An 11,815-nucleotide genomic window follows, 5' to 3' on the forward strand; every position below is an offset into this window, starting at 1 on the left:
AAATATACTGTAGATAAGCTCACCCATAGCTTCTCTTTAATGCATGCTATAGTTGAATATGGCAAATATTTTCTCTCCACTCATCGCTTGCACCCGAAGAGGCGGATAGCTAAACTCCTCTAATGACAGATACAGAACTTCCTTGGCTCGACCACTATCCTGATAATGTTGATTGGCACACGCCACTAAAAGGACGCCCTTTATTTGAATTGCTCGATGATGCCGTCGCACAATTCCCCGATAATGTAGCGATCCGCTTTATGGGCCGCGCTTTCACTTATAAAGAAGTCGATGCACTCACGCGTAAATTTGCTGCGGGCCTAAAGGCTCAAGGTGTCAAACGCGGTGTCAAAGTGGGAATCTGCCTGCCCAATTGCCCGCAAGCAATCATCGCTTATTTCGGTATTTTACGTACCGGTGCGACCGTCGTCAATTACTCTCCCCTCTATTCCAAAGGCGAATTAGGCCATAAAATTGACGATTCCGGCACCGAAGTAATGGTCACGCTAGACTTTAAAATTATCCTACCGAAGGTCCAAGCCAATCTTGGTGGCACACTTAAGCGTATCATCGTCTGCTCGTTGGCGGATGTACTACCCATGGCCAAAAAATTCGCCTTCTTGCTACTTAAGCGTGGCGAGCTAGCGGCCATTCCGCAAGATGATAAACACCTCCTATGGGAAGATGCGATTAGCCACCCACCGCTAGAAGAGGCGCCGAAAATTCATCCTGAAGAAGATATCGCCGTGCTGCAATATACGGGCGGGACCACTGGCTCACCAAAAGGCGTCATCCTGACCCATGCCAATTGCAGCATCAACGCAGATCAGTGCCGCTTATGGTTTGCCAATGCCGTACCGGGGGAAGAGAAATTTATCGGGATCTTACCACTCTTCCACGTATTCGCGATGACGACCATTATGAATTTCGGCATCTCTATCGGCGCAGAAATCATTCTCCACCCTAAATTCGAGCTGAAAAATGTACTGATCGATATTGCTAAATATAAAATCACGATCATGCCGGGTGTATCGACGCTCTTCTCTGCTATCAATAACTGCACGAGTTTAAATAAATACGACCTCACCTCAATGAAATATTGTATTTCGGGCGGCGGGCCTTTGCCGGAAGCCGTGAAAGAAGAATTTGAATCTCTCACTGGCTGCTCATTGGTAGAAGGCTATGGCCTCTCCGAATCCTCGCCCGTGGTTAGCTGCAACCCGCTCACCGGCGAAAACCGCACAGGAAGCATCGGCTTGCCCTTACCGGGTACGGTTCTAGAGATCATCGATAAAGACGATCACGTCACCCCCATGCCCATTGGCGAAGAAGGCGAAATCTGTATTCGTGGCCCACAGGTCATGCAAGGCTATTGGCAACAACTCGAAGCAACAAATGATGTGCTGCGAAAAGCCCCGAATGGCGAGATGCGCTTACATACAGGTGATGTCGGTGTGATGTCAGAAGACGGTTATTTCAAAATTGTCGATCGCATGAAAGAACTGATTATATCAGGTGGCTATAATGTCTACCCACGCTGCGTGGAAGAGGCAATCTACCAGCACGAGGCCGTGGCAGATTGCGCCGTGATCGGCATTAATAATGCAAAACGCGGCGAAGTGCCCAAAGCGTTCATCGTCTTTAAGAAAGGCCAGTCAGCTGAACCTGACGCATTACGAGCCTTCTTAAAAGATCATTTACCGCCTTATGCCATCCCACATGATTACGAATTTCGGGCCGAATTACCAAAGACTCTGGTCGGTAAGGTGGATAAAAAGCCGCTACGTGAGGAAAACGCTTAAAAAAGCTGTGTATATCTATGCTTGCCTTTTGCTTTTCACTTCCGTATAAGCGCAGCCTCGCTTACCATTCCAAACTACACAAGGGAGTCAATAATGAGCGCTGCAGAAAAAGTAGAAGTAACCAATTACCTACCCGCAGATTATAAGCCACTGGCTAAAATCAAGGATGATTACGTGCCTTCTGATAAAGAAGAGTACATGTGTGTTAAGCACCTTGAATATTACCGTCGCAAACTGCTCGCTTGGCGCGCGGAACTTCTCGCTGAATCTCGCGAGACGATGGATAATCTCAAAGAAGAAAATTGGCAGGAGCCAGATGTAGCGGATCGCGCCACACGCGAAACGGATGCAGGCGTTGAGCTTCGCACTCGTAACCGCTACCTTAAGCTGATCACTAAAATTGATGAAGCACAACGTCGTGTCGATAATGGTGATTATGGCTTTTGCGAAGAAACCGGCGATCCTATTGGCCTAAAACGCCTAGAAGCACGCCCTGTGGCGACCCTTTGCGTAGAAGCACAAGAGCGTCACGAACGTTTCGAAAAGCAATATTCTGACGAGGAATAGAACCTCTAGAGACTTACGAATACAAAAAAGGCGGCTCAATTGAGTCGCCTTTTTTAATGTTTAGATCTTACAAGTTATCGACAAAGTCTTTCACACCGGGGCGGCGGATACGTTTGCAACGTTCCGCCATAAGGATAGCCCGAAGCTTCTCTAGGCTATCGTCAAAATCCTTATTGACGATCACATAGTCATATTCATCCCAATGGCTGATCTCGCTGGAAGCCTTGGTCATACGACGCAACACCGTCTCATCATTATCTTGCGCGCGTTTGCGTAAACGATCTTCCAACTCTTCCATTGAAGGCGGTAGAATAAAAATACTCACCAAGTCATCCGGACGCTTCTGGCGCAGGCGCTGCGTGCCTTGCCAATCAATATCAAACAGCACATCCGTACCACCGAGCAATTGCTCATCGACAAATTGCGACGGCGTGCCGTAATGATGGTCGAACACTTTTGCATGCTCCAAAAACTCATCATTTGCCGATTTATTAAGGAAATCACGCTCGGAGAGGAAGAAATAATCTTTTCCCGCTTCTTCACCGGGGCGTATATCACGCGTAGTGGCCGAAATGGAGAGAATTAAATGCTCATCATCTTCAATCAATGCGCGCGATAGAGACGTCTTCCCCGCGCCTGAGGGCGAAGATAAGACAAACATCATCCCACGACGTTTATTAAATTGCAGTAAATCATCCAGCATCGCGAATCTCGACTTTCGTTTTTTTACGACTGCCATCCGAGAAAGTAAGCGTCAGCGTGAAACTATTTCCCTTCTCCAAGGGTTTATTCAAATCAAATAACATCAAATGTAAACCACCCGGCTCCATCACTTGGCTATCTTGGGACAAAATATCTAAACGCATCAATTGGCGCATTTGCATAATACCCGCACGATGAATATGCGTATGAATCTCCGCACGACCGGCAATAGAAGCACTTACCTCTAGCAATGCAGCAGACTTATCCGCTAGATTCTCAATCGTTAGGTAAGCCGCTCCAACCGATTGCCCTTTTAGCGTAGGCTTCGCCCATGCGTTGGTGACCTTCAGCATCGTATTAGGGGCAGGTGTCTCGACCGCTGCTTCTAGCAGGTCATGAGCGGTTTTTGTTTGCTCAGGGGTTTTTGCTTTCGTCTCAATCGCCGTCACGGCTTCTTCAACGCCTTTAACCCCTGGCTCCATCGCCTCCTCAACAGCCACTTTCGCCGCTACACCTTCAGCAAAGCTAATGACCGGCAAGAACAACCACGCGAGTAATATCACCCCAATGACAAAAATAATAACCTGCATTTTACGTCCCTTCATAATCACTCTCACTCTCTACAGCGCCTGTTTTATCCGCGCCACCAATTCCTGTGGGCTGGCCGTATGCGGGAAATGCGCTAAATATTTCCCCTCGCCATCCATCAGATAAATCAAACTCGCGTGATCCATCGTATAATCTTTGGGCGATTCTTTATTCTCGATCTTTTTATAATAAATCCGGTAGGTTTTTGCGGCGGCTTTAATTTGTTCCGGCGTGCCGGTTAGGCCTAAAATATTCGGGAAGTTTTGTATATACAGTGCGAGCTGTTTTTGCGTATCACGCTCAGGATCTACGGTAATAAAGATACCTTCCGGCGCATCGCCGCGTAATTCTTCCAACGCTGCCTGCATAGTCGAGAGGCCCATCGGGCAGATATCCGGACAATAGGTAAACCCGAAATAAACCAAACGCGGCTTACCTTTAAAGCTATCATTCGTCACCTGCTTACCAATATGGCTCGTCAATGAGAACTCGCCGCCAATCGGCACATCGTCTTTGGAAGTCTCTTCTGTCGAAGAAAGTTGCAGGTAAACAGTCATCGCCGTTAAGCAGAACAACATCAGTAAGGTAAGATTTCGCAACATGGCGCAATCATAGAGAGCAAATCACCGGAAAACAAGCCATGTCGTTAACCTATCGCTAACCACTATGACAGTTTGGTTACAGCTGCGTGAACAGTCCGTGACAGCCCCCATTTCCAGTTCTCTCTCAAGGGTAAACGCGGTATAGTATTAATTGTAGACAAACTATAAAGATTCTTAACCTTTAAATGATAGAGTTGAGAAATAAGATAAAGAAGAACTAGGGAAATTTAGTTATGACAGGAAATTGGACTCAAGATACGACTCTGCCAGATGGTGTTCGGGCCATCGTGGACTGTGAAAGAACAGCAATGGACGCCTCTATTGACGCAGGTAATGCTGAAATGAATGGTACCACCTTCACTTTCTCTTTCCCCGAAGAATTTGCACATTTAGCTGAAACAGCAAGCCAAACTGTAAATAATGCCGTCGGGTTAACTTCGGGGCAATCGAACGAAATATCTCACACCGGCCCAAGCTTCTAAAACTTAATCCTTCACTCTTACATCTCAGGTGGTTATGATAACCCCAATGACTGATCCAACCGAACAATCTTCAAAGAAACACTGGGACACCAAAGCAATGGGCGATCCTAGCCATACAGCTGATTTAGAAATTTCTGACGAGCTTCTGCAACAGGAGGCCGTTATTCTTGCCGAAGGTAAAAATATGTTCGGCGATCCCATCTATTCTTATATCAAATTCCCAATGAAAAATTTTCGTAGACTGCGCGATGCAATGGCCGCAGGAGAAAACTTCAAACCTAGCGATTATGGCACAGTCGTTGCCGCAGGCCGTGGAGAACCACCTCAAGACTTAAAAGACGAAATGCGTATCCAATATGGCTTGGTCGATACGCCAAAACCTGAGCAAGGCATTGAGCCAACGGGTATGAACAAACCCGAACTCTTCGATGATGATGACGGCTTTTAGGCCGCTTCAACCGATACTTCTGAGATTTCCATTGCTGCTGCCAAATTCGCCATACGCGTGATTAATCCGTAAACTTGAAAGTTACAAAGCCGCACGGGCACATGTTCCGTATCGCCTTTCTCGGCTTCTTCACGATCGCACATACCGGTAAAATACATGCCGGTCGCATTTAGATTGCGATATTCATCCCGCTGCGGATTCACCCGGAAAGCACCACCAATGGTCTGACCGTCAACGGCGTAGAGCATCGGTTCAGCCGGCGCCTCACCCACTTTATCCATCGTTGGCACGCCTTCTTGCACCAACACTTGCGCATTCATGGCGCCGTCTTTGACGACCTGCATTTTATTGCGCATCTTTTTATTCATCTGCAGCACATCATCCGGACTATAAGCGCTCATGATGCCCATACCATAGGTGCCAGCATCCGCTTTGATATACACGTAGGGCTTGGTGGTGATGCCATATTCCGTGTATTTCTTGGTGATCGCTTCAAGCATTTCTTCAATCGCTTTCGCCACACAATCCATACGGTGGCGCTCTTTAAAATTCACCTCGCCACATTGATGCGAAAGAGTCCGAATTTTCCAATCATCCAACCCAAAATCTTTAGCAAACTGAATCGCAACTTCATCATAGAGCTCAAAGTGACGGCTCTTACGACGACGATGCCAGCCTGCTTCCAGCGTCGGCACAACAGGTTGCGAAATGCCCGCCAGAATATCAGGCAGGCCACCGGATAGATCATTATTCATCACAATCACATCAGGCTTCCAACCTTCGGCTAACACCAAGGCATCCCCTTCGCGCGCGATGACCCATTGCGTCATCAGATGGCCAGAAGCGGTTTCCAGCTCCATTCTATCTGCTTGATCTTGTGGTGAGGGTAAGCGAGCTATTTTCACTTGCGCGCCCGCGCCTTCCAACAAACCTGCCAGCACATGCAAATTATCAAGATACCCTAGATTACGCGTGTGGCTTTCCGCCAGTAGCATCACCCGCTTAACATTCGGGAATTGATCGGCTAAACGGCGCTTGAAGCTTATCTGCGCGCGCTGCTTAGCCCGTTCGGATAGTTGATTAAACCCAGCCGGAAAAAGATTCGTATCCACCGGCACAATTTTCGAACAGCTATGGCGTAAATCAACCGAGCCATAAAAAGGCGGGCGCTTATCGCGGTAGCGCGCGGCAAACCAATCATTGATTTCCTGCCCACGCTTATTCAGCAGGGCTTCTAGCTCAATGATAATACCAGTACGGTCGTCATCATTTTTCATCATTTTCGTCTTCTCCTCTAAATTTCTTTCACTTCATTTACAATGAAGTGGCGCTCACACGCCGCGCAAGCTACGCCAGAAATCTGGCGGGTCGGCCTTGCCGCCCTATCCGCTAAAATCGTAACGATACTACTCATTTTCGTCTTCTCCTCTAAATTTCGGTACACCATCGCGCCAATCGCCGCAAAGTGCTTGAATGCAGGTCAAGGCTGCAAGTGCGGCAGTATCCGCCCGTAAAATACGCGGGCCTAAACTCATTTTTCGTACCCCTGGCAGCATCGATAACTGTTTTAACTCTTCAGGTGCGAAGCCACCTTCTGGGCCAATGAGCACTGCCAAACGACTATCGCGAAGTACCGGCAACATCTCTAATGGAGGTTCACCACCGCCGGTTTCATCGGCCACGATGAGTAATCTATCTTGCGGCCAATCGGCTATCAATTTGCCAAAAGTTTGCAAATTCTCGACCTCTGGCACGGTTAGACGTTCCGATTGCTCCGCCGCCTCCATCGCATTGGCCACCAACCGATCATGCTTTACGCGATTCACAATCGTACGCTTTGTCTCCACAGGCATTAATTTGGACACCCCAAGCTCCGTCGCTTTTTGTGCGAGAAAATCAATCTTACCGAATTTCACCGGCGCGAAACAAAGCCAGATATCCGGCTCCTCTTGCTGTACACGGGTTTGCTGTTGCAGGGTAATTGCCGCAGCTTTCTTATTATCGTCGCTGATCTCGCCCCACCATTCGCCCTCATGCCCATTAAATAGCGCCACTTGTGCGCCTATTTTTTGACGCATCACTTTGAGCAGATAATGACTTTGGTCTTTATCTAACGTAACGATCTGGCCTTTAGCCAGCGCATCCTTCACATAGAGCCTTGCCTTTGGGGGAGAAACTTCCATAACAGGAAGATGGGTAATCACACACATAATGGCAACCGCTTAATGCAGAATTATTTCAATTTGATGCGTTGGGACAAGCCTGTGGGGACTTGGCTCCTCTTTTGGCCCTGCAGCTGGGGTATTACCCTGGCCGCCGCACAAAATGGAACGTCGCTACTCACAACACTCAACCTACTCGCCCTCTTCTTTTTAGGTTCGCTTATCATGCGCAGTGCGGGATGCGTTATTAACGATCTTTGGGATCGCAAGATTGACGCTAAAGTCGAGCGCACGCGAAACCGCCCTTTAGCCAATGGCGATCTGAGCATCCTACAGGCATTGATTCTGTTGGCCCTCTTACTCTCACTCGCCCTGCTTATCGTTTACCAATTACGTATTGAGGTATTTTGGCTAGCCCTTGTCTCGCTGCCTTTGGTCATCAGCTACCCGCTCATGAAGCGTATCACTTGGTGGCCACAAGCGTTCCTTGGCCTCACTTTCAATTTCGGCGCGGTGATGGGCTGGGTCGCCGTCAATGGTGAAATTACCATCTCCACTTCACTGCTCTATTTGAGCGGCATTTACTGGACGCTGGGCTATGATACGATCTACGCGTTTCAAGATATTGCCGACGATATTAAGATCGGTGTTAAATCCACCGCGCGACGGTTAGAGAAACACGCAAAATTGGCAATTTCTCTCTTTTATGGCATCAGTTTTTCCGCTTATATTATCGCATTACTATTGGAAAAGGCGCCACCCCTTATCTTGCTAACAGCCTTGGTCCCGCTTTATTTGATGGTTTATCAGTTGCGGAAATTCGATCCTAAAAACCCTGAAAACTGTTTAATTTTGTTCAAACAGAATGTCGCATTTGGTTTTTCTATTTTTATGACTATTTTTCTTCATTTTACTCTTCAATAAACGACATTTAGCCTTTGATTCTTTAGCTTATCTTAACCTTTAACCGGTAGAATAAGTAAGAGTTAACAAGAGATGTGGTGAACGCGCAAATGACGCAAGAATTGGGACCCAATACAACCGATGCAGTAACGGATACTGCGCTGCAAAACTGGCAAGCAATGTCTCCAGGGATAGAGCACGATATTGCACAGCTCGCCCTTACTTCGGCGGATACCGTCCTTTATCAATGGGACATTACCCAAGGCAACCTCACCTTTAGTCATAATATTGGCGATGTATTGCCTTACCCTCATTCCTTACCACGCCATATCGACGATTGGCAGCAAATGATCGACCCGCGCGATTTACAAAATTGGCAAGAGACAATTCAGATTTGGCAAACCGAAGGCGGTACCTTTGATTTACGTTACCGTATCGGTGTCGATGAAGATGCCGTTTGGGTCAAACACAGCGCTCTTCACCAAAAGGGTCAAAATATTCTGGTTGGTGCGATTGCCTTTAATTGCACCCCCCCTAAACAAGAGGCTGACACTCTTTCCACCATCAAACCTGCCTTAGGTAATGCTGAGATGGAGCTGGGGAAATCTCTCAATGCAGGCGAGTTCATCAGCCGCTTACAACATTATCAGGAACAATTTGCCAATAGCCGTGAACAAAGCTCTGTCATTGTTTTGGCCATTACGAGCCTTCCCATTATCGCCCAAGCATTCGGCCAAAGCGCCGCTGAAACGGTAATGGATGAATTAGAAAAAGAATTACGTGATCATTTAAACGCAGGCAGCTTACTATACCGTATCCACCGTGATCAATTTGGCTTGATCGTTCCAGAATGCGATACATCTTGCGCCAAGAAAAAGATAGAGGCTCTCGGCGAGGTTGTACGAGACTATTGTACCAAATCTTCCGTTGGTTCGGTCCATACAAGCAGCTTGTGCGGCCATACCAGCTTTAACAGTAACGACGCCGATGCAGGAGTGATTATTGATCGCGCCTTCACTGACCTTAACCGTCACCCAGGCATGCTCTATGCGGCGCTGACGCAAGAGCCAGAAGATAGCATGATGGCACGCCAGCAAATGGGACTCGCCAACTATCTCGCAAAAGCAATGCGCGAAGATAGATTACGCCTCGCCTATCAGCCTATTATTGATTCTAAAACAGGCGAAGTCGCGCATTACGAGGCCCTCTTACGCCTTGTCGATGATCGTGGTCGTATCAGCTCTGCCGGTGCTTTGATTCCGATTGCAGAACGCATGGGACTTATCAATATCGTGGATCGCAAAGTCCTCGAAATGGTCGTCAAAGAGCTCGAAAACTATCCAGACGTGCATCTCGCCTTTAACGTGTCTAACCTCACGACTGAGAACCCAGATTGGCTCGCACATATCCAGTCACTCTTACGTGACCGCCCCGATATCGCAGCACGCCTTACCGTAGAAATTACCGAAACAGCCGCCCAACGCGACCTTCGCCGCACGGCTTATTTTGTTGCCATGGTGCAAGATCTTGGCTGCCTCGTTTCGCTCGATGATTTTGGCTCTGGCTATACTAGCTTCCGTCAACTCAAGACTCTTTCCGTCGATACGGTCAAAATTGATGGTGAATTCATTCGCGACCTGACCGATAACCCGGATAACCGTTTCTTCGTCAAAACCTTGCTCGAATTTACCGAACTATTCGGCCTTAAATCCGTCGCAGAATATGTCGAAACCGGCGAGTCCGCCAAACTGCTCATGGAACTCGGCGTTGACTACCTGCAAGGTTACTATTTCGGCAAGCCGGAAAACCAACGCAGCTGGCTGCATGATGGCGAATATAAAGCGAGCTAATCGCCGCCGGCTCAAACTCAGAAAAATACTTAACTTACCCGCCTAGATTGTATTTAGTGGCCTTAGAGTATCTAAGTTAGATACTTTGGGGCTTAACAACCTCTTATCAAGCGGTTGTGTGACAGCAATCGTTAACTACAGTGTCTCCTCGTTCCTAGGGTCGGGGTGGTGGCGTTATGTCATAGGTTTCGACTGAAGACGTCGCGGCCATCCTTGTATGGTTTTTTGAACACCCCGGCTACCAGTGGGACTATCCCTGCTGGCAGCCGCTCGCTTAAAGTCGGGAGGATCGGGGAATAAAAGACCATGGTTAGGCACTAAGGGAATACTCGTTCAAATCTGCAAGGATAAGGCAAGCCCTCCCGGCACCTGCGGGTGCCATCCACACTAGCGTCATTGCGAGCGAAGCGTGGCAATGACGCGACGAGCATCATCTAAACTTTTCCCCTTCCGGCTCCGCCAGAAGGGCGTTATTCTGTAAATATAGGCTCAAGAAATTGTGAGTGCAGGCTTGCCCCACTTACGCATTTGCCTTATTTTCTACCCATGACTCAAAAAGCGGTTCTCATTACTGGAGGCGCACGCCGCATTGGCGCAGCGCTCGCACGAATATTCGCGGCAGATGGCTATGATATCGCGCTGCATTATAACCACTCAGCCGATGAGGCCGCCGCTCTTATGCTAGAAATGGGCGCAAAGCTCTATCAAGCGGATCTCACGGCCCCTGACGCCACAAAGAACCTGATTCAAGCAGTAAAAGCAGACTTCCCGCATCTGAACACGCTGATCAATAATGCCTCCACTTTCCGTCGGGCGCATTTGCAAGAATCGACTGAAGCGAGCATTCATGAAGATATCGCCATCAACCTTTCGGCTCCGCTTAATTTGATGCGCGAATTTACGGCCCATACCGAACAAGGCAGCATTATCAATATGCTCGATATCGCTATTCACGATACGCATCCGGCGCATTTTGCCTACCTGATCGCCAAGAAGGGCCTCGCCGAAGCAACTAAAATGGCGGCTCGTGAATATGATGGGGAAATACGTGTCAACGGTATCTGCCCCGGCCATGTCTTGCCGACCGAAAACACAAACGCCCATGAACCCACGGTAATAGCTGAGAACCCACCGACGGTGCAGCAGGTAGTGGAAACCGCCTTGTTGCTCGCCAACGATCGCGCTTATAATGGGGAATTACTAAATATCGACGGAAGTGAACTTTCATGAAAATGCCCTTCACGATTTACTTGAATGATCTAAAATTACAGGCAAAGCTTGGCGTCTTCGAGTGGGAACGCAAAGAAATACGAGAGTTTCTTACCCATGTAGAAATCGAGCTTAAAACCGATAAAGGCATCCACCATGATGACCTAAGCTCTACGATTGATTATGCAGAGCTGGAGCGCTTTTTACTTAACCACGCTGCCACACAAGAATGGCAACTGATAGAACGCTTACTTGAATCCTTGGCAGATGGTGCACTGAATAAATTCCTCACCCTCGATAGAATCACCCTCACCCTACACAAGCCACAAGCCCTCGAGGAGTCAAACGTCGCCGTAAAATACAGCAAAACGCGGACATAAAAGAAGGGGCTGACACCTAACATTTAAATTGTTAGGAGTTATTGATGTATATAAAGCATTGTAAGTTATCGAGAAATAAGCAGTTAGAGTTGATAAAATATTTCATTGCGGGTTCTACGG

At 47.9% G+C, this 11,815-nt stretch carries 13 protein-coding genes; 8 read left to right on the forward strand and 5 right to left on the reverse strand.

The window, feature by feature from the left end; translation table 11 throughout:
• Positions 1–122: 122 nt before the first annotated feature.
• Both P8P30_07320 and dksA read left to right on the forward strand, forming a co-directional pair.
• The gene (locus P8P30_07320; GenBank protein MDG1287362.1) at positions 123–1,802 is read left to right on the forward strand and encodes a long-chain fatty acid--CoA ligase; all 1,680 of its coding nucleotides are present in this window, start codon (positions 123–125) and stop codon (positions 1,800–1,802) included.
• A 198-nt stretch (positions 1,803–2,000) separates the two neighbouring features.
• Positions 2,001–2,369 carry an RNA polymerase-binding protein DksA gene (dksA, locus tag P8P30_07325; protein ID MDG1287363.1) on the forward strand — a complete coding sequence of 123 codons (369 nt, stop codon included), beginning with the start codon at positions 2,001–2,003 and terminating at the stop codon, positions 2,367–2,369.
• Positions 2,370–2,436: 67 nt separating this feature from the next.
• Here dksA and gmk read toward each other — a convergent pair whose 3' ends face one another.
• From gmk to P8P30_07340, 3 genes are read right to left on the reverse strand one after another with little or no spacing between them, the layout of a single operon-like run.
• Entirely contained in the window at positions 2,437–3,057 is a 621-nt protein-coding gene (gene gmk / locus P8P30_07330) for a guanylate kinase (protein MDG1287364.1), read from the reverse strand.
• A 4-nt stretch (positions 3,058–3,061) separates the two neighbouring features.
• The gene (locus P8P30_07335; protein ID MDG1287365.1) at positions 3,062–3,676 is read right to left on the reverse strand and encodes a copper chaperone PCu(A)C; all 615 of its coding nucleotides are present in this window, start codon (positions 3,674–3,676) and stop codon (positions 3,062–3,064) included.
• A gap of 15 nt (positions 3,677–3,691) precedes the next feature.
• The gene (locus P8P30_07340) at positions 3,692–4,261 is read right to left on the reverse strand and encodes an SCO family protein (GenBank protein ID MDG1287366.1); all 570 of its coding nucleotides are present in this window, start codon (positions 4,259–4,261) and stop codon (positions 3,692–3,694) included.
• Positions 4,262–4,494: 233 nt separating this feature from the next.
• Between P8P30_07340 and P8P30_07345 the strand changes: the two genes are divergently transcribed.
• Together P8P30_07345 and P8P30_07350 are read left to right on the forward strand one after the other, a co-directional pair.
• On the forward strand, positions 4,495–4,743 hold the full coding sequence (locus P8P30_07345) for a hypothetical protein (GenBank protein ID MDG1287367.1): 249 nt from the start codon (positions 4,495–4,497) through the stop codon (positions 4,741–4,743).
• Positions 4,744–4,789: 46 nt separating this feature from the next.
• The gene (locus tag P8P30_07350; protein MDG1287368.1) at positions 4,790–5,191 is read left to right on the forward strand and encodes a hypothetical protein; all 402 of its coding nucleotides are present in this window, start codon (positions 4,790–4,792) and stop codon (positions 5,189–5,191) included.
• On the opposite strand, the gene gshA is transcribed toward P8P30_07350, so the two are convergent.
• Together gshA and P8P30_07360 are read right to left on the reverse strand one after the other, a co-directional pair.
• Positions 5,188–6,471, reverse strand: coding sequence for a glutamate--cysteine ligase (gene gshA / locus P8P30_07355; GenBank protein MDG1287369.1), 1,284 nt, complete (start codon positions 6,469–6,471; stop codon positions 5,188–5,190). The two genes, P8P30_07350 and gshA, sit on opposite strands and share 4 nt — an antisense overlap.
• Positions 6,472–6,597: 126 nt before the next feature.
• Positions 6,598–7,374, reverse strand: a complete 777-nt coding sequence (locus tag P8P30_07360) for a 16S rRNA (uracil(1498)-N(3))-methyltransferase (GenBank protein ID MDG1287370.1) — start codon at positions 7,372–7,374, stop codon at positions 6,598–6,600.
• Positions 7,375–7,383: 9 nt separating this feature from the next.
• On the opposite strand from P8P30_07360, the gene ubiA reads away from it, so the two are divergent.
• The 4 genes from ubiA to P8P30_07380 all read left to right on the forward strand — a co-directional run bounded on the left by ubiA (position 7,384) and on the right by P8P30_07380 (position 11,695).
• Entirely contained in the window at positions 7,384–8,277 is an 894-nt protein-coding gene (gene ubiA, locus P8P30_07365) for a 4-hydroxybenzoate octaprenyltransferase (GenBank protein MDG1287371.1), read from the forward strand.
• Positions 8,278–8,366: 89 nt separating this feature from the next.
• Positions 8,367–10,106, forward strand: a complete 1,740-nt coding sequence (locus P8P30_07370; GenBank protein ID MDG1287372.1) for a GGDEF domain-containing phosphodiesterase — start codon at positions 8,367–8,369, stop codon at positions 10,104–10,106.
• A gap of 546 nt (positions 10,107–10,652) precedes the next feature.
• Positions 10,653–11,336, forward strand: a complete 684-nt coding sequence (locus P8P30_07375; protein ID MDG1287373.1) for an SDR family NAD(P)-dependent oxidoreductase — start codon at positions 10,653–10,655, stop codon at positions 11,334–11,336.
• The gene (locus P8P30_07380; protein ID MDG1287374.1) at positions 11,333–11,695 is read left to right on the forward strand and encodes a dihydroneopterin aldolase; all 363 of its coding nucleotides are present in this window, start codon (positions 11,333–11,335) and stop codon (positions 11,693–11,695) included. Before P8P30_07375 ends, P8P30_07380 begins: the two co-directional genes overlap by 4 nt.
• Positions 11,696–11,815: the final 120 nt, after the last annotated feature.

This window comes from Rickettsiales bacterium, assembly GCA_029252805.1.
GTDB lineage: Bacteria > Pseudomonadota > Alphaproteobacteria > Rickettsiales > JALZUV01 > JALZUV01.

Excerpts from the sequence above, each read along its gene's own strand:
- P8P30_07345 (MDG1287367.1), top strand. The coding sequence starts at position 4,495 with ATGACAGGAAATTGGACTCAAGATACGACTCTGCCAGATGGTGTTCGG.
- gshA (MDG1287369.1), bottom strand. The coding sequence starts at position 6,471 with ATGATGAAAAATGATGACGACCGTACTGGTATTATCATTGAGCTAGAA.
- P8P30_07380 (MDG1287374.1), top strand. The coding sequence starts at position 11,333 with ATGAAAATGCCCTTCACGATTTACTTGAATGATCTAAAATTACAGGCA.
- P8P30_07375 (MDG1287373.1), top strand. The coding sequence starts at position 10,653 with ATGACTCAAAAAGCGGTTCTCATTACTGGAGGCGCACGCCGCATTGGC.
- ubiA (MDG1287371.1), top strand. The coding sequence starts at position 7,384 with ATGGGTAATCACACACATAATGGCAACCGCTTAATGCAGAATTATTTC.
- P8P30_07370 (MDG1287372.1), top strand. The coding sequence starts at position 8,367 with ATGACGCAAGAATTGGGACCCAATACAACCGATGCAGTAACGGATACT.
- P8P30_07350 (MDG1287368.1), top strand. The coding sequence starts at position 4,790 with ATGACTGATCCAACCGAACAATCTTCAAAGAAACACTGGGACACCAAA.
- P8P30_07320 (MDG1287362.1), top strand. The coding sequence starts at position 123 with ATGACAGATACAGAACTTCCTTGGCTCGACCACTATCCTGATAATGTT.
- dksA (MDG1287363.1), top strand. The coding sequence starts at position 2,001 with ATGTGTGTTAAGCACCTTGAATATTACCGTCGCAAACTGCTCGCTTGG.
- P8P30_07340 (MDG1287366.1), bottom strand. The coding sequence starts at position 4,261 with ATGTTGCGAAATCTTACCTTACTGATGTTGTTCTGCTTAACGGCGATG.
- P8P30_07360 (MDG1287370.1), bottom strand. The coding sequence starts at position 7,374 with ATGGAAGTTTCTCCCCCAAAGGCAAGGCTCTATGTGAAGGATGCGCTG.
- P8P30_07335 (MDG1287365.1), bottom strand. The coding sequence starts at position 3,676 with ATGAAGGGACGTAAAATGCAGGTTATTATTTTTGTCATTGGGGTGATA.